Origin of the sequence: Corynebacterium sp. HMSC074A09, assembly GCF_001811545.1 — a bacterium.
Classification (GTDB): domain Bacteria; phylum Actinomycetota; class Actinomycetes; order Mycobacteriales; family Mycobacteriaceae; genus Corynebacterium; species Corynebacterium hiratae.
In genome coordinates this window covers 56,380-71,582 of record NZ_KV805175.1, presented here as the reverse complement: position 1 = coordinate 71,582, position 15,203 = coordinate 56,380, and the positions used below count along the sequence as shown (strand labels likewise).

At 60.4% G+C, this 15,203-nt stretch carries 16 protein-coding genes and 1 pseudogene; 11 read left to right on the top strand and 6 right to left on the bottom strand.

The window, feature by feature from the left end:
* Positions 1 to 113: 113 nt before the first annotated feature.
* From HMPREF2807_RS12820 to HMPREF2807_RS12795, 6 genes are all read left to right on the top strand, one after another.
* Positions 114 to 1,796 carry a bifunctional uroporphyrinogen-III C-methyltransferase/uroporphyrinogen-III synthase gene (locus HMPREF2807_RS12820; RefSeq protein ID WP_049154863.1) on the top strand — a complete coding sequence of 561 codons (1,683 nt, stop codon included), beginning with the start codon at positions 114 to 116 and terminating at the stop codon, positions 1,794 to 1,796.
* A gap of 85 nt (positions 1,797 to 1,881) precedes the next feature.
* On the top strand, positions 1,882 to 2,859 hold the full coding sequence (gene hemB, locus HMPREF2807_RS12815) for a porphobilinogen synthase (RefSeq protein ID WP_049154862.1): 978 nt from the start codon (positions 1,882 to 1,884) through the stop codon (positions 2,857 to 2,859).
* A 10-nt stretch (positions 2,860 to 2,869) separates the two neighbouring features.
* Positions 2,870 to 3,583: a hypothetical protein gene (locus tag HMPREF2807_RS12810; protein ID WP_046647805.1), complete on the top strand. Its 714-nt coding sequence runs from the start codon at positions 2,870 to 2,872 to the stop codon at positions 3,581 to 3,583.
* Positions 3,580 to 4,077: a hypothetical protein gene (locus tag HMPREF2807_RS12805; RefSeq protein ID WP_046647804.1), complete on the top strand. Its 498-nt coding sequence runs from the start codon at positions 3,580 to 3,582 to the stop codon at positions 4,075 to 4,077. Before HMPREF2807_RS12810 ends, HMPREF2807_RS12805 begins: the two co-directional genes overlap by 4 nt.
* A gap of 38 nt (positions 4,078 to 4,115) precedes the next feature.
* Entirely contained in the window at positions 4,116 to 5,156 is a 1,041-nt protein-coding gene (gene hemE / locus HMPREF2807_RS12800) for a uroporphyrinogen decarboxylase (protein WP_049154861.1), read from the top strand.
* Positions 5,157 to 6,539, top strand: coding sequence for a protoporphyrinogen oxidase (locus HMPREF2807_RS12795; protein ID WP_070513448.1), 1,383 nt, complete (start codon positions 5,157 to 5,159; stop codon positions 6,537 to 6,539).
* 181 nt (positions 6,540 to 6,720) lie between these two features.
* Here the strand turns inward: HMPREF2807_RS12795 and HMPREF2807_RS12790 are convergent, their stop codons facing one another.
* From HMPREF2807_RS12790 to HMPREF2807_RS12770, 5 genes are all read right to left on the bottom strand, one after another.
* Positions 6,721 to 6,975, bottom strand: coding sequence for a Txe/YoeB family addiction module toxin (locus HMPREF2807_RS12790; RefSeq protein ID WP_070513445.1), 255 nt, complete (start codon positions 6,973 to 6,975; stop codon positions 6,721 to 6,723).
* A 5-nt stretch (positions 6,976 to 6,980) separates the two neighbouring features.
* Positions 6,981 to 7,238, bottom strand: a complete 258-nt coding sequence (locus HMPREF2807_RS12785) for a type II toxin-antitoxin system Phd/YefM family antitoxin (protein ID WP_070513442.1) — start codon at positions 7,236 to 7,238, stop codon at positions 6,981 to 6,983.
* A 68-nt stretch (positions 7,239 to 7,306) separates the two neighbouring features.
* Positions 7,307 to 8,818, bottom strand: coding sequence for an ABC-F family ATP-binding cassette domain-containing protein (locus HMPREF2807_RS12780; protein WP_070513439.1), 1,512 nt, complete (start codon positions 8,816 to 8,818; stop codon positions 7,307 to 7,309).
* A gap of 83 nt (positions 8,819 to 8,901) precedes the next feature.
* Positions 8,902 to 9,918, bottom strand: a complete 1,017-nt coding sequence (locus tag HMPREF2807_RS12775) for an ABC transporter permease (protein ID WP_070513436.1) — start codon at positions 9,916 to 9,918, stop codon at positions 8,902 to 8,904.
* Complete coding sequence (locus HMPREF2807_RS12770) at positions 9,918 to 10,496, bottom strand: ABC transporter ATP-binding protein (RefSeq protein ID WP_070513432.1); 579 nt, start codon at positions 10,494 to 10,496, stop codon at positions 9,918 to 9,920. Before HMPREF2807_RS12770 ends, HMPREF2807_RS12775 begins: the two co-directional genes overlap by 1 nt.
* Before the next feature lie 177 nt (positions 10,497 to 10,673).
* Between HMPREF2807_RS12770 and HMPREF2807_RS12765 the strand changes: the two genes are divergently transcribed.
* Together HMPREF2807_RS12765 and HMPREF2807_RS12760 are read left to right on the top strand one after the other, a co-directional pair.
* The gene (locus HMPREF2807_RS12765) at positions 10,674 to 10,853 is read left to right on the top strand and encodes an antitoxin VbhA family protein (RefSeq protein ID WP_070513429.1); all 180 of its coding nucleotides are present in this window, start codon (positions 10,674 to 10,676) and stop codon (positions 10,851 to 10,853) included.
* 20 nt (positions 10,854 to 10,873) lie between these two features.
* A complete protein-coding gene (locus HMPREF2807_RS12760) occupies positions 10,874 to 11,521 on the top strand; it encodes a Fic/DOC family protein (protein ID WP_070513427.1) in 648 nt (215 codons plus the stop codon).
* A 10-nt stretch (positions 11,522 to 11,531) separates the two neighbouring features.
* Here the strand turns inward: HMPREF2807_RS12760 and HMPREF2807_RS12755 are convergent, their stop codons facing one another.
* Positions 11,532 to 12,371: an NAD(P)-dependent oxidoreductase gene (locus HMPREF2807_RS12755; protein ID WP_070513503.1), complete on the bottom strand. Its 840-nt coding sequence runs from the start codon at positions 12,369 to 12,371 to the stop codon at positions 11,532 to 11,534.
* Between the two features lie 73 nt (positions 12,372 to 12,444).
* On the opposite strand from HMPREF2807_RS12755, the gene HMPREF2807_RS12750 reads away from it, so the two are divergent.
* The 3 genes and pseudogenes from HMPREF2807_RS12750 to HMPREF2807_RS14070 form a co-directional block, all read left to right on the top strand.
* Positions 12,445 to 12,759: a DMT family transporter gene (locus tag HMPREF2807_RS12750; RefSeq protein WP_070513423.1), complete on the top strand. Its 315-nt coding sequence runs from the start codon at positions 12,445 to 12,447 to the stop codon at positions 12,757 to 12,759.
* 568 nt (positions 12,760 to 13,327) lie between these two features.
* Positions 13,328 to 14,761, top strand: coding sequence for a phytoene desaturase family protein (locus HMPREF2807_RS13630; RefSeq protein WP_083306728.1), 1,434 nt, complete (start codon positions 13,328 to 13,330; stop codon positions 14,759 to 14,761).
* Between the two features lie 256 nt (positions 14,762 to 15,017).
* Positions 15,018 to 15,203, top strand: a pseudogene (locus tag HMPREF2807_RS14070) (Trp family transcriptional regulator); the annotation flags it as partial.

The window sequence follows — 15,203 nt, the reverse complement described above, 5'->3', positions numbered from 1 at the left end:
GCAATGATTAAGGGCCCCTTAACTCGCGAGTGAGGGGCTTTCTTATCTCCATCCCGCGCCTGCCACGCTTCGGCGCCGGGGCACTCGGAACCCACAAACTAGAAAAGAACCTTATGAGCAATGCCGTGCCGGATACCCAGCCTGAGCTGGGTAAGTCTGATCTGGGCAAAGTCGTCTTCGTCGGTGCCGGCCCAGGTAATCCTGATCTGCTGACCGTCCGCGCCCGCGAGGTTCTGGAGACCACCGCTAACGTTGTCACCGACGCGGGGGTTTCGCAGGGCGTGCGCGACATGGTGGCGCAGCAGGTGCCGGTTCCGCAGGAGCTTCTCGACGCCGCCGAGGAAGAGTACGAGCGCATCTGCGCCGCGGCCAAGGAAGCGGGCGCGCGCCGCAAGCCGCCGCGCCCAGCACCGCCGACGGCGGCGGTCTTTGAGGAGGTCGAGGGGGACGTCGTCAAGCAACTGCGTAACGCGCTCGAGCGCGCCGAGGGCCACGACGTGATCCGCCTGGTTACCGGTAACCCGCTCAACCGCGAATCCATCAAGGCGGAGATTACCGCCGTGGCCAACGCAGGCATGGAATTCCAGGTGGTTCCGGGCATGTCTCTGCCTTCGACGGTTCCCTCCTTTGCGGGCATTGCTCTCGGTGCCACGTACACCGAGGCTGATATCACGCAAGGGGCGGACTGGGACGCGCTGGCCACCGCGACGCAGCCGCTGGTTTTGCAGGCCACGGCGGATGACCTGCCGGTCATTTCCGCCGAGTTGGTGGAGCGCGGAATGCCCGCGGAGACGGAAGCATATGTCACCGTTCACGGCACCACGCGCCTGCAGCGCACCCACGAGACCACGCTGGGCACGCTGGGCAAACTTGATGCTGAGCTGCCGGGCGAGCTCGTGGTCACGCTGGGTCGCAGCTTTGATGATCGCTCGAAGTACTCCTGGTGGGAGAACCGTTCGCTCTATGGCTGGCGCGTGCTGGTGCCGCGCACGAAGGAGCAGGCCGCGGCGATGAGCGCCCGTCTGGCTGGTCACGGCGCTATCCCGCAGTCGGTGCCCACCATCTCCGTGGAACCGCCACGCAATCCGGCGCAGATGGATCGCGCCATCAAGGGTATCGTCGAAGGCCGCTACAAGTGGGTCGTGTTCACCTCCGTCAATGCGGTGAGCGCGGTGTGGAAGAAGATTGCGGAACTCGGCCTCGATGCCCGCGATTTCGCCGGCGTGCACCTCGCCGCGGTGGGGCAGAAGACCGCCGATGCGATTCGCTCTAAGGGCATGGTCCCGGAGCTGCTGCCGCCGGCAACGAAGCAGAACGCCGAGGGTCTCGTCGAGGTTTTCCCAAACTATGTTGAAGACATCGACGCTGTGGGGCGTGTGCTGCTGCCGCGCGCCGATATTGCAGGCGAGGCGCTGGTGACTGGCCTGCTGGACTTGGGCTGGGAAGTCGATGATGTCGTGGCCTACCGTACCGTTCGTGCGGCCCCGCCGGCCGCGGAGATCCGCGACATGATCAAGACTGGCGGTTTCGACGCCGTGGCCTTTACCTCGCCGTCGACGGTACGCAACCTCGTCGGCATTGCCGGCAAGCCGCATGCCCGCACCATCATCGCCTGCATCGGCCCCTCCACCAAGGCGGCGGCCGAGGAAGTGGGCCTGCGCGTGGACGTGGTCCCGGAGGTCGCGGACGTGCCGATGCTTGTCGACGCCCTCGCTGACCACGTCGCGGCCCTGCGCGCTGCCGGCAACCTTCCTGCTCCGCGCAAGAAGCGCCGCTCGCGCAAGAAGACGGCGTAGACCGCTTCTGGGCGGGCAGGAGAGGGGCGACTAGAGTCGAGAAGGTAGTTCAATTTTCTCGTAGCTCAAAGGAGAGTTTTTACTCATGAGCATTGCTCGCCGCCCCCGCCGCCTACGTCAGAACCCGGCTTTTAGGGATTTGGTTGCGGAAACCTCGCTGCGCCCCTCCGACCTCATCCTCCCGATGTTCGTGGTCGACGGTCTGAACGAACCCCGTGATATCCCCTCCATGCCGGGCGTGCAGCAGCACAGCCTGGATTCCCTCAAGCGTGCCGCGCACGAGGCCCTCGATGCGGGCGTGACCTGCGTTGACCTCTTCGGCGTGCCGCGCGAAGAGGATAAGGACGCGACCGGCTCCGTGGCCTGGGACCCGCAGGGCATCCTCAACGTGGCGATTGCGGAGCTGCGTCAGGAATTCGGCGATGACCTCATCGTCATGGCGGATACCTGCCTCGACGAGTTCACCTCCCACGGCCACTGCGGCGTGGTCGATGACCAGGGCCGCGTGCTCAACGATGAAACCGTGGAGCTCTACCAGGATATGGCCCGCTCCCAGGCCCGTGCTGGCGCGCACATGGTCAGCCCTTCCGGCATGATGGATGGTCAGATTGCCGCGATCCGCGAGGCCCTCGATGAGGCCGGCCACGAGGATGTTGCCATCATGGCCTACTCGGCCAAGTACGCTTCGGCCTTCTTCGGCCCCTTCCGCGATGCCGTGGGCTCCTCCCTAGAGGGGGATCGCCGCACCTACCAGCAGGACCCGCGTAATTTCCGCGAGTCCATGCTGGAAGTGGACCTGGACATCGAGGAAGGCGCGGACATCGTCATGGTTAAGCCTGGCCTGCCGTACCTCGATGTGCTGGCCGGTGCTGTCGAGCGCTCCTCCGTGCCGGTAGCTGTATACCAGGTCTCCGGCGAGTACGCGATGATTCAGGCCGCTTCCCAGAACGGGTGGATCGATGGCGAGGCCGTTATGCTGGAGTCCTTGACCGCGTTCAAGCGCGCGGGCGCGGATCAGATCCTGACCTACTTCGCCACGGACGCCGCCCGCTTGCTCAAGTAAAAGGAGAATCGTGACGTTCAGCCCGAACACTACGCCGTCGGCACACAAGCCGGCGAAGCAGGATACGGAGCCGGATAAGGAGCAGGCCAAGCGCACCGAAGCCGTCTCCCTCATGCTCAAGGTGTGGACCGTTGCCTTGGTGCTCGAGGTGGTGCACCTGGTCTTGAGCATCGTGCTGACCCTGCTGAATAGGGAGGAGCTCTTTGCCCAGGCCCGCACTACGGCGGAGTCCGCAGCGGAGAAGTCCGGGCAGGACGTCAGCGATGCCCTCGTACAGCTCGTGGGCTATGGCTCGGTGGCGTTTAGCTCGCTGATTTCACTCGCCATCGTGGTGCTGTTGGGCATCATGCTGGGCTTTATCCACAAGAACTCCAAGGCAGCCGGTACTGGCCGGCGCCTGTGGTTCGCCTTCTCCCTCTACTTTGGCCTCCGCGTGCTCATCGTCTTCATCAGCAGCCCCGCCGGGGCGAGCGCGCCGGATTGGCTCTTCTTACTCGATGGTGCCGTGCAGATCCTCGTCGGCGTGGCGGCCGTGATGGGCTTGATGTTCTCCACCAAGGAAGAGGTGCTCGAGTACACCGGCGAGATGGAGCAGCTGCGCCAGATGCGCAAGGAGATGGAGGAGCAGCGCCGCCAGGAAAACCTGGAGGAGCGCGAGAAGAAGAACAAGGACAATAAAGAAAAGGACAGGGAGAAAGAAGACAACAAGGACGGCAAGCGATGAGCGAGCGCCCCGGTCCCGCGGACTATAACCGCCGCCCACGCCGCCCTAAGAAGCAGGGTGAGCAAGACTTTTCCACCTGGCCTTCGCAGCTGCGCATTGCCTACTGGGTCTGCGTGATTGCCGCAATTGTCATGCTCACCGCCGGAATGGTGGGGATCTTTGGTTCCTATACATCGGTGACGAACACCCAGCTCAGCCCGGAGCAGGTGGACTATATCCGCTTCAACACGCGTTTTGCGGCCATCTCCAACGTGGTGGGTGCCGTCATCATCGCGGCCTGCTCCGCGCAGCTGGCAAGCGGCTCAGTATGGGCGCGCCGCATCATCACCGCGGTGTCTGCCTACACCATGTTCGTCAGCATTGCGGCGCTGATCGCGGGCGTGGGCGGGCTGCTCTTGCTGCTTATCCCGATGGCGCTCATGGTGGCCATCTACTTCCTCTTTCACCCGGATTCAACGGCTTTCATCAAGGCCCGTCGCGCCCAAAACTCCTGATTGGCGCCTACTCCAACTTTTGATTCATAATGGATGGTATGTCTCGACTGTCTGATGCGCCGCTAATTGCTGCCGCTACTGGCCACACGCCCTCCCGCCCGCCCGTCTGGTTCATGCGCCAGGCGGGGCGCTCTTTGCCGGAGTACCGCAAGGTGCGCGAGGGAATCAGCATGCTGGATTCCTGTTTCATGCCGGAGCTCCTCGCGGAGATCACCCTGCAGCCGGTGCGCCGCCACGATGTCGACGGCGCCATCTTGTTCAGCGATATCGTCGTCCCGCTCAAAGCCGCGGGCGTTGGCGTGGAGATCGTCCCCGGCCGCGGCCCCGTCATGGATGCACCCGTGCGCACCACGGAGGACGTGGACAACCTGCCTATCCTCGACGTGGATGTGCCCGAGGTCCGCCAAGGCATTGAGATCATTCTGAGCGAGCTCACCGACAAGCAGGCCCTCATCGGCTTCGTCGGCGCACCCTTCACCTTGGCCAGCTACCTCATTGAGGGCGGCCCCTCGAAGAACCACGAGCGTACCAAGGCGCTCATGCATTCCGATCCGGAGACCTGGCACCAGCTCATGGAGCGCCTGACCCCGACGATCATTTCTTTCTTGGAGCTCCAGCTGGATGCCGGCATCGACGCCATGCAGCTCTTCGATTCCTGGGCGGGTTACCTCAATGAGCGCGATTACCGCGAGTTCGTGCTGCCTTATTCGGAGCAGATCCTTAAGGTCGCAGAAGGCCGCGTGCCGCGCATTCACTTCGGCGTGGGGACTGGCGAGCTGCTCGGCGCGATGTCGGAGGCCGGTTCTGAGGTCATGGGCGTGGACTACCGCGTGAGCATGGATGCCGCCGCGGCCCGCGTCAACGCGGACATTCTCCAGGGCAACCTCGACCCAGCCCTGCTGTTCGCCGGCGAGGATGCGGTGCGCAAGGAAGTACGCGCCATCAAGGCAGAAATAGATGCCGCCCGCGCGGCAGGCAACCTGCGTGGACACATCTGGAACCTTGGCCACGGCGTGCTGCCGACCACGGAGGCGGAGGCCATTACCCGTGCCGTCGCCATCATCCACGAGGAGGGCTAAATGAAGATCGCGATCATCGGTGCGGGCCTCGCGGGCCTCACCGCGGCATGGGAAATCAAGCAGAACACTGAGGGCTCCCACGACATCTTCGTCTTTGAAGCAGCGGATCGCATCGGCGGCAAGCTGCACACCGTGGCCTTCAACGGCGGTCCGACGGACATGGGCGCGGAGGCCTTCATCCGCCGCCGCCAGGACGCCGTGGACTTCTTCACGGAGCTCGGCCTGCAGGATTCCTTTGTGGAGCCCAATCCGGAGTTGCGCCCGCGCGTGTACACCGGCGGCGAGCTGCACTTCCTGCCGCAGGGCGGGGTCATGGGTATTCCTTCCGAGCCGCAGGACTTCTTCTCCGAGGCGACCAACGAGCGCATCACCAACGAGCAGCCCTTCGAGTGGGAGATCGGCGGGGATGTCTCTGTGGGTCAGCTCGTTCGCCAGCAGTACGGCGATGACGTGGTGGACCACGTGGTCTCCGCGCTGCTCGGCGGTGTGTACTCCTGTACGGCCGACGACCTAGGCCTGCGCGCCACGGTTCCGCACCTGGCGGCCACGCTGGACACACTGGCGAAGGACGGCCCCGTCACGCTGTCGGCCGCAATCAAGCAGATCGAGTCCGGCCGCAGCCCGGCCGAAGGCTCCGTCTTTGGAACCTTCAAGGGCGGCTACGCCGAGCTTTACGAGGCCCTGGCTGACAAGTCCGGTGCGCAGATCCACCTGGACACCTTCGTCTCCGGCGTGACGCGCAAGGGCGATGCCTTCGAGGTCAAGGGCGCGCCGGGGGATATCGGTCCCTTCGATCGCGTGTTCTTTGCCACCCCAGCTCCCACAACCGCGCGCCTGCTCAAGGCCGTGGCCCCGGAGGCCGCCCAGGAACTAGCCACCGTCCAGCTGGCTTCTTCCGTGGTCGTCGGCTTCAACTTCGCCTCCGCCACGGACCCGGAAGGCAACTCCCTTCCGGAGGCCACCGGTATCCTCGTTGCCTCCGACGAGCCAGACGTGCGCGCCAAGGCTTTCACGCTCTCCTCTAATAAGTGGCCGCACCTGAACGAGCGCGAGGGCTTCCTCGTGCGCGCCTCCTTCGGCCGCTTCGGCGATGATGCCCTCGTGCGCGCGGAGGAGGATGACCTGGTGGACTACGCCCTCGATGACCTGCAGAAGATCACAGGCTTCGACGGCCGCGCCGCTGGCGTGGAGGAGATCTACACGCAGCGCTGGTTCGGCGGCATCCCCCGCTATGATGAAAAGCACCTGGCCACCGTTGCCGCTGTCCGCGCCAAGCTTGCCGACGTCCCCGGTATCGCCACCGCCGGCGCCTGGGCTGATGGAGTCGGCGTGCCCGCCGTTATTGCCGGCGCCCGCGCTGCCGCGCAAGCACTCGTCAGCTAGCTCGCTGTCGGCGCCTGCCTTTTGGCACCTCACACAAAGGGCGCGCCGCAAAAGGCATCTGATAAAAGGCATCTTTGGGTCTAAAAACGCCATTTGCCAAGCATAAAAGGCGTTTTTGGCCGTGAAAACGCCTTATGACTGATGCCTTTTAGACAGAGGCGATACGGGAAGTTGACGCTAGCTAGTAGTGGTATCTGCACCCAGCAATCTCGATGGTCACGCCCATAATGCGATAGATCAGTCGGTGCTCTTCCGTAATTCGCCGAGACCAGAACCCGGCTAACTCGAACTTGAGTGGTTCGGGTTTTCCTATCCCTTCATTGCCGTTTCGTGCAATGTCTTTAATGAGGCTATTGATTCTCTTGAGGATCTTCTTGTCGTGAGCTTGCCACCAGAGGTAGTCCTCCCACGCTTCCTCTGTCCACGAAAGAATCATGAAGCTTAGTCTTCCTCAATGAGTTCGTGCTCCGTTGCTTCCCCGGTGTTGAGACTCTCGATGGAGTCAAGCAGGCGCTGGGCATTGCGAGGGGAACGCAGAAGGTAAGCGGTTTCGCGAAGAGAGTTGTAGTCATCTAAGGAAACGATGACTGCAGACTCATGACCATTGCGAGTGATGATGACTTCCTCACGGTCATCAACGACCGACTGTAGGACCTCGGCGTATCTTGCTCGCGATTCCGAGTAAGACATGGTTTTCATAAGCTATCTCCCTTCTTGTACAAGAAACTGTACAACGAAAAGGGGATGAGCGCTAGAGAGGTTTCAGTTTATGAGGCCACGTGAACAGTGCGCGTTAGGTTTAGCCGCTCGCATACGTGCTCGTCGTGGCTGACCAGGATGAATGCCCCGCGGTAGCTCGTGAGCACCTCAATCAGCCAGTCGGTGGTGGGGATATCGAGGTTGTTTGTCGGTTCGTCGAGAAGCAGGAAGCGCGGTGCCGGATCGCTGAGCAAGACGCGAGCGATTTCGACGCGGAAGCGCTCGCCACCAGAAAGCTGGCCCACGGGCTGGTGGATCTTGTCGTTGATAAAGAGCATCTGGGCCAGCTGGTCGCGCAGGAACTGCGGGTCCGCGCCGGGGTTGGCCTCCCGCACGATGTCGAACACCGATTTCTCCGCGGGCAAGACGATGCGTTGGCGGATGTACCCGCAGGGCAGCGCGTACTCGACGTCTCCGCGGGCGATGCGGTTGAGGAAGGTGGTCTTGCCGCTGCCGTTTGGCCCGGCGAGGCGAACACGCTCGGGGCCAGTAATACTCAGCAGATCGCTGACCAGCACGCGGGTGCCCGCGGGCAGCTCAGTGCCGGGGAGATCGATGTGGACCTGGGTGTCGTCGCGAAGCGCGCGCTGCGCCTTGTCGTGCGCCGACTGGGCGGCAGCCACTGCATCGTTGGCCTGTTGGGAGCGCCCAGCGGCCGAGCGCTCGGAACGGTTCTTGTCTAAGCCCATGGCCATGCCGGGTTTGCGCTTCGAGGCGGCGAAGTTCTTGCCGCGGCGGGCATCGCGGGCGATGCGGGTCTGCATAGCGGCGCGCTCGCGGATTTGTTTGCGGTGTTCGGCCTTAGTTTCCCGGACCTTGGCCTGCGCGGAATCCTGCTCGGCATCAATCGTTGCGCGGTAGGAGGAGTAGTTTCCCTCGAACTCGCGGAGTGTGCCGTGGTAGAGCTCCGCGATGCAATCCGCGCGCTCGAGGAGTTCGCGGTCGTGTGAGACGACGAGAACCGGCATCGCCGCGGTGCGAATGAGCTCGAGTAAGCGTTGGCGCGATGCAGAATCTAGGTTGTTGGTGGGCTCGTCGAGGATCAGGAAATCCGGGTTGCGAAAGAATGCTGCGGTCAGCGCCACCGTAACGGCCTCACCACCCGACAGTGTTCCGATGGTGCGCTCTAAGGGAAAGGGGATACCCGCAGCGTCGAGAGCTGCTTCAATACGCTCTGCTAAGTCCCACTGCTCACCAACAGCGGCAGCGAGCTCTTCCGAGTATTCGCCAGCCTCAATGCGGGCAATGGCACTGAGGACATCTGTTGCGCCAAAGACATCAGCGATGGTGTCAGACGTGTGGAGGCCTAAATCCTGGTCGACATAGAGGACTGAACCCGCGGATACCGTTCCCGAAGTCGGGGCAATGAGGCCAGCAAGAACCTTGGCCAACGTTGATTTTCCGGAACCATTCGCCCCAACTAAGCCCGTGAAGTGGGAGGAAAACGTGCCGCTGAGGTCCGTGAAACAAGGGGTGCCGTCGGGCCAGGTGACGGTGAGATGAGAAAAAGAAATAGGCATGAAGAAATCCACCTTCGAGTAAGTCGCGTAAAGTGTGACGTCGAATTAGGAAAAAATCTTCATGCCCGAAAGACTAGCCCCGACTAATACCCCAGCGCAAGGGCCGCCACGCCAAGGCCGAGGGCGCCGCGGGTGATGTAGTGCAGCACCTCGGGGGAGAAGGAGACACCGAAGCCGCCGCTGTCCAGCATGGACATGCTGTCTACCTGTGCCGGGCGGGAACGCTTAAACGACGCCCAGCTAAGACCGGCGATGATGAGCACCACTGCGATGGCGGAGAGCTTCCACACCAAGAGGAGGACACCGGCACCAAGAAGCGCCGTGCCCACAGAAGCGATAAGGGGAAGGCCCCAGTCGGGCCATGCATCGTCGCTGACGCGGCCGAAGGAGGCGGCGCGCCCAACCGCCGCGCCGACGATGCTCCACGCGGACATGAATCCAACGATAGCCAGCGCCCCGAGCTGTGGGGCGAACCCCAACGTCAAGCCGAGGGCCGCGAGCGCACCGACGCCGATGTACCATCGTCGTCCCAGACGACGGAAGAAGAGGCCCGTCAACGTGGAGGGCGCATGGGCGCGACGAGGAATCCAGGCGGACTGGCTCGCAATGGCATCGGAGGTGACCTCCGAATCAAGCAGGCCTAGGCCAGAACCGCCGACCAGGCGCGTGCGCCCAGCGCTGAGAAGCGAAGCCAGCGTGAACGAGCGCCACCCCACGACGAAACGCAGGGCTGGGACTGCCAGCGCGAACCACGGGGATAGCCCGGTGGACACGCAAATGCCGAACCCCAACACCCCGAAGCCGACCAGCTGCGCCCACGTGATCCAGTCTGTACCCCGGAGCCTGCCGCGCGGGCGATCGACGTAGACCCAGCGTTCCCGCGACAGTGCGCGCAGAGGATAGAGAACCTCGGTGAGCACCATAAGCGCGAGCAGTCCTACGATGCCGGCAATAGGAGCGACACCAGTCAGCGTGATGCGCGCCGGGATGATAGGCACGACGGCGCTGACTTCTTGCCATCCTGTGTAGCCGAAGCCGATGACGATGCCGGCGAGGATGAGATACCAGATGCCATCACCTAGCCGGGATAGCGTGCGCATCACAGCTGCACCACCTCGTCGCAGGCCTGGGTGATCGTGTCGGAATGCGAGGCCACGACGATGCAGCGATTCTCCTCGTCGGCTAGGTAGCGCAATTCGCTTGCGAGAAACTCGGTCCAGGTGGCGTCGAGGTGGCGCTCGGGCTCGTCGATAAGCACTGCGCGCGCCGGCTGGTATAGCTGCGCGGCCAGGAACACGCGCTGGCGCTGGCCCGAGGACAGGCGCGAGGCGGGGTGCGGAAGGAGAGGCTCAAGCGCCCAGAGTTCGCAGAGCTTGGCGACGTCCACCCCTGCCGCCTTTCCCATCAAGTCCAGGTGCTCGCCCACGGTGAGGTCGGGGAGGAAAACCGGCTCGGCCACCGTAATCACAGCACCCGGTTGCTCCTTCGTGCCGACGGGATGGCCGTCACACTCCACTGAGCCTTCGAGAGGCGCAAGCTCACCGCCGAGTGTAGCCAGCAACGTGGATTTACCTGAACCGTTGGGCCCGGCGAGGCCATAGATGCGGCCGGGGGCGAAGTCCTTCTCAAGATGTCCAAGGGGCGTGGAATGCCCATAATCGGCGTCGATGGAAAGCATTGCTGGGCGGCGAGCTCCTTACGTTGGGTGGCTAGACAATAGTTAAAACTTATTGATGAAGTTTAGCAAGATGCGCGCCCTGAACGTTGTTCTCGAGATGGGAAGCGCCCTTGGGATTGGTGTTGTGAGCTGCTAAAATGAGAGAAAATGTAGTTGAAAACTCGGGAGGATACCCACATGACAAGCACAGTAGGAACAGGGAAGAGCGTTGAAGATAGCGTGACGTTTGCCAAGGGGGTATCGCTGTTGGCTGGGCACGATATGGATGCGGAGCAGGAAGCGCTTGTCCGTGCCGTCGCTTCAGGAGAGATGACGGTCGATGAAGCTATCACGAAGGCTAAGTCCCAGCTCAATTAAGTTATGGGAGGAATCGGGGGATGAGACAAAAGAATTGGGATGACTACTACATTCCAGGTACGAGGACTCTGCGCAATCTCTTCTTAAGTGAGGAACATCCCTTTGGGGAGCCAGACTTAGAACGACTGAATCATCTTGAAACCGTTGCCGTCAACGCTCGAATTGCTCAGCTTTACATAGTTCCTCTGGAAGGTGCTTTTGACTACGCGCACTTCAAGGACATACATCGACATCTTTTTCAGGATGTGTATGAATGGGCGGGTGAAGAGCGGACTGCCCCTACAGACCAGTTCATGATTAAGGCTGGGCATGCCTACTATCCGGCGGGGCCGGAAATGACGAAGGCAGCAGAGAAGTTGTTTGCGGGGCTGGCGAAGGATGATTTTCTGCGCGGCCTAGAGATTGATGAGTTTGTGGCCAAGCTGGCGGAGCTGTGGGGCGAGCTCAATGTGGTGCACAGCTTTAGAGAAGGCAACACCCGCACACAGACGGTGTTCTTTGACGCGCTGGTTACGGCGGCAGGATACCAACTTAATGTGGAGCGGCTAGCGAGTGATAGCCGCGTACGCGCGGAGTTTATTGCCGCGCGCTTTCACAGCCAGGACACGGGGGATAACACGCAGCTGGAGGAGGTGCTGCGCGGGCTCGTCGGAAAGCGGGCCGTCTAAACGCTCGGGCCTAGCCCTTGTTGCGGAAGACGAAGATGGAGGAGAAGTCCTGGTCGCCGTGGCCCATGGCCTGCTGCTCCTCAAAGCGCTCGATGGCGGCGGCCACTGCAGGCAGCGGCTTGTTGGCGGTCATCTCCATGAGCTTGGCGTCCTTGCACAGGGCATCCACGGTGAAGTCACCCGGAGTGGTGTTGCGCTCGCCGGTGATGAACGGCCCCTTCATATTCTTCATAAAGGCCAGGCCAGTGATGTCGAGCATCTCGAGGATGACCTCGGAATCGAGGCCCTCAGACTCGCCGAGGTGCAGTGCTTCCAGTACGCCCTCGGCGGTAACGGCGAGGGCTAGGTTGGCCAGGAGCTTTCCAATCGCCGCGGTGGCGGCGGATTCCACGCCGATGAGCTTGTTCTCATCGGCCCAGGACTCGGCGATGGTCATGGCGAGTTCGCGGCGGTCGTCGTCAGGCGTGCCCACATAGACGCCGAGCTTGCCCTCGCGCGCCGGGCCCAGAGAGCCAACGACGGGCGCGTGGACATAAGAGTCGACCGCGGCGGCGAATTCGCGAGCGGCGTCAGGGGAGACGGTGGTGGTATCGATCCAGGTCACGCCCTCCGGGATGAGGTTGGTCTCGATGATCTGCTCACGGATGTCATCGGGGCCGAAGAGGGAGGTAATGATGACCTCTGCGCCTTCTACGGCGGCGGTGGGGGAATTGGCGAGGGTAGCGCCGGACTCAACCAGCGGTTGCGCGCGCTCAGCGGTGCGGTTCCAAACGGTGAGCTCATGGTTTTTGAGGAGGTGTCGGGCGAGCTCCGTGCCCATGCGGCCAGTACCAAGGAATGCAATCTTCATGCCGCCCAGTGTGCCATCATTGTGGGCAGGCTCGCCGCGATTCATGCGAGCCCCGGAGGAGGGAGGCTGAGAAATGTCGTGGTTCGTGTTGATTTTCTCCGGTGCCTTTGAGGCTGTGTGGGCAGCGGCGCTGGATAGGTCGGAGGGCTTTAGCCGCCTGTGGCCCTCGGTGATCTTTTTCGTTGCCTGCGCCATTTCCATGGGCGGGTTGGGCTGGGCCATGAAGTCCATCCCCGTGGGCACGGCCTACGCGGTGTGGGCAGGCGTGGGTGCGGTGGTTACCGTCATCTATTCCTTCGCCGCCGGGCATGAGGCGGCAACAGTATGGAAGGTGCTGTTCCTCGCCATGATCATTGGCGGGATCGTAGGCCTGAAGGTGGTGCACTAGGAGGCGTCGTCGTTTCACACGACGAAGGAGAATCGATAGATCGGTGAGTGGACGTCTATGTGCTTGCATAATAGACTTCTGGATATCAAGCCGTAAGGCAAATAGGCTCTGGCCTCAGCGATGCTGGGGCCATCTTTTATTTGCCTAGCTAGCTCGATAGAGAATTTGCCAGTCACACTGCCACTAAGTGCCACTAAGTGCCACTAAGTGTTGCGTAACTAGGATCAAATAGGGATACGTTTTCGTCGCGGAGTAGCTGGTCAATGCGCTGAATCATAAGCCCATTGTGACACGCCCCGGTCATGAGGACTAGCTTGATTGGGAAAGATAGCTGTACAGCGTGGTTCTGCCAATACCTAACTTGCGGGCTACTTCTGTTTTAGGAACTCTTTCCCCGACCAACTGAAGTTGGGTAGTGGCGGTTCTGTTCCGTTAGACATGCACTAACCCTACCGAACAGGCGGGACAATGAAGGGTTGCAATTCTCAAAGTGTTCTACTGGGGTACACCCCAGCTAAACACCTCAACCAGTTGAACAAATGATGAACAACAATAAGAAGGAAGAACCATGACAAACGCCGTTATCGTTGGAGCAGGCCCTAATGGTTTAGCAGCGGCCCTTTTCCTCGCCGATCACGATATTGAGGTGACAATACTTGAAGCTAATTCTTCTATTGGAGGCGGTGCACGATCCGGGGAATACACGCTCCCCGGACTGACACATGACCACTGTTCAGCGTTTCATCCTTTCGGTGTCGGATCAAGTTTTTGGAAAGAGGTAGAACTAGAGAAGTACGGTTTAGAATGGGCATGGTCTGAAGTTGACTGCGCTCACCCTCTGGATGATGGACGGGCTGGGATCCTGTATAGGTCTCTAGACAAAACTGTCGAACATCTGGGAGTCGACGGAGACATCTGGAGAAAGATAGTCGGGAGCAACGTAAGGAACTTCGACCTCCTGACGGAGGACATTTTCCGCCCACTTCTTCATATTCCTCAACACCCGGTCACTCTTGCCAAGTTCGCCCCATATGCTTCTCTGCCAGCCGCAACACTTATGCGCATGTTTAAAACCGAAGCGGGCAAAGCATTGTTTGGGGGAATCGCAGCCCACGCTTTTACCTCTCTCGACCGACCGCTAACTGCATCGCTCGGAATAATGCTCGCTGCTGCAGCCCACCAGTGGGGTTGGCCGGTAGCAAAAGGAGGATCTGGCGCAATTGTAGCGGCTCTAGAAAAAGCTCTCACCCAAAAGAACGTAACGATCCACACTAACAGTCCCGTTATTTCGAAAAGGGATATTCCAACCGCAGATCTTGTTCTTCTAGATCTTTCTCCCCAACAGATCCTCTCCTTATATGGAGATGAGATGCCATCAAGAATTAAAAAGCAATACTCAAATTTTAGATCTGGATCTTCCGCTTTCAAAGTTGACTATGCAATCAGCGGAGACATCCCTTGGAAAAATTCACATTGTAGACGTGCAGGCACTGTCCACCTTGGTGGCAATGCCAAAGAAACACTACTTTCCGAATCTTTAAGAGCTAAAGGAAAGATGCCTTCACGACCGTTCGTCCTTGTCGGACAGCAATATATGGCAGATCCTGCACGCAGCAATGGAAATCTAAATCCAATTTACGCATATGCGCATGTGCCTAAAGGATACTCAGGAGACGCTACAGGGCTAGTCACTGAACAAATAGAAAGATTTGCTCCAGGGTTCCGTGATCAAATTGTTATGAGTAAAAGTATTAACCCGCAGCAAATGGAATCGTCCAATAGGAACTTCCACAATGGGGACATTATTGGTGGAGAAAACGACGGACTACAGCTGGTATTTCGCCCTAGGATGACCACGAATCCATATTGGATTGGTGTACAAGGTGTCTATATCTGTTCACATTCCTCTCCACCAGGGGCTGGAGTTCACGGACTATGTGGAAAAAATGCCGCAACTGCGGCCTTTCGGGATCTCCAAAAAAGGATCCACTTAAGCAAATAACACTTTGCTCCGCCTGAACCACCGGCTAATATGCCCTCCTTACAATTCATAACCACCAAAAAAGGTGGTGACTTTAGTGGCTATGCATGATCTTCCATATTTATGGTGACCCCTGTTGCGACCGGCTATTTGGTAGCAGTGTCGTGACTATCTGGTAGCGCTTCAGTGGGTTTCTGGTAGCAGCTCAGGGCGCTCGGGGTGATACTTCCGGTAGTCGCACCACTCGGGTGCGGCGCGTACTGGAAGGAGTCCGCTGATGACGGATTACCGTGCGGTGATGACGCTGCTGATTAGGAAGCGTTCTTACCGCCAGATTGAAGACCAGCTCGGGTGCTCGCACCGCGCGATTTCCCGGGCGAACCAAGCGCTGCGAAGCCTTGGCCTGACCACTGCCCAGCAGGTCGCGGCGTTGACGAATGACGAGCTGGACGAGATATTCGTT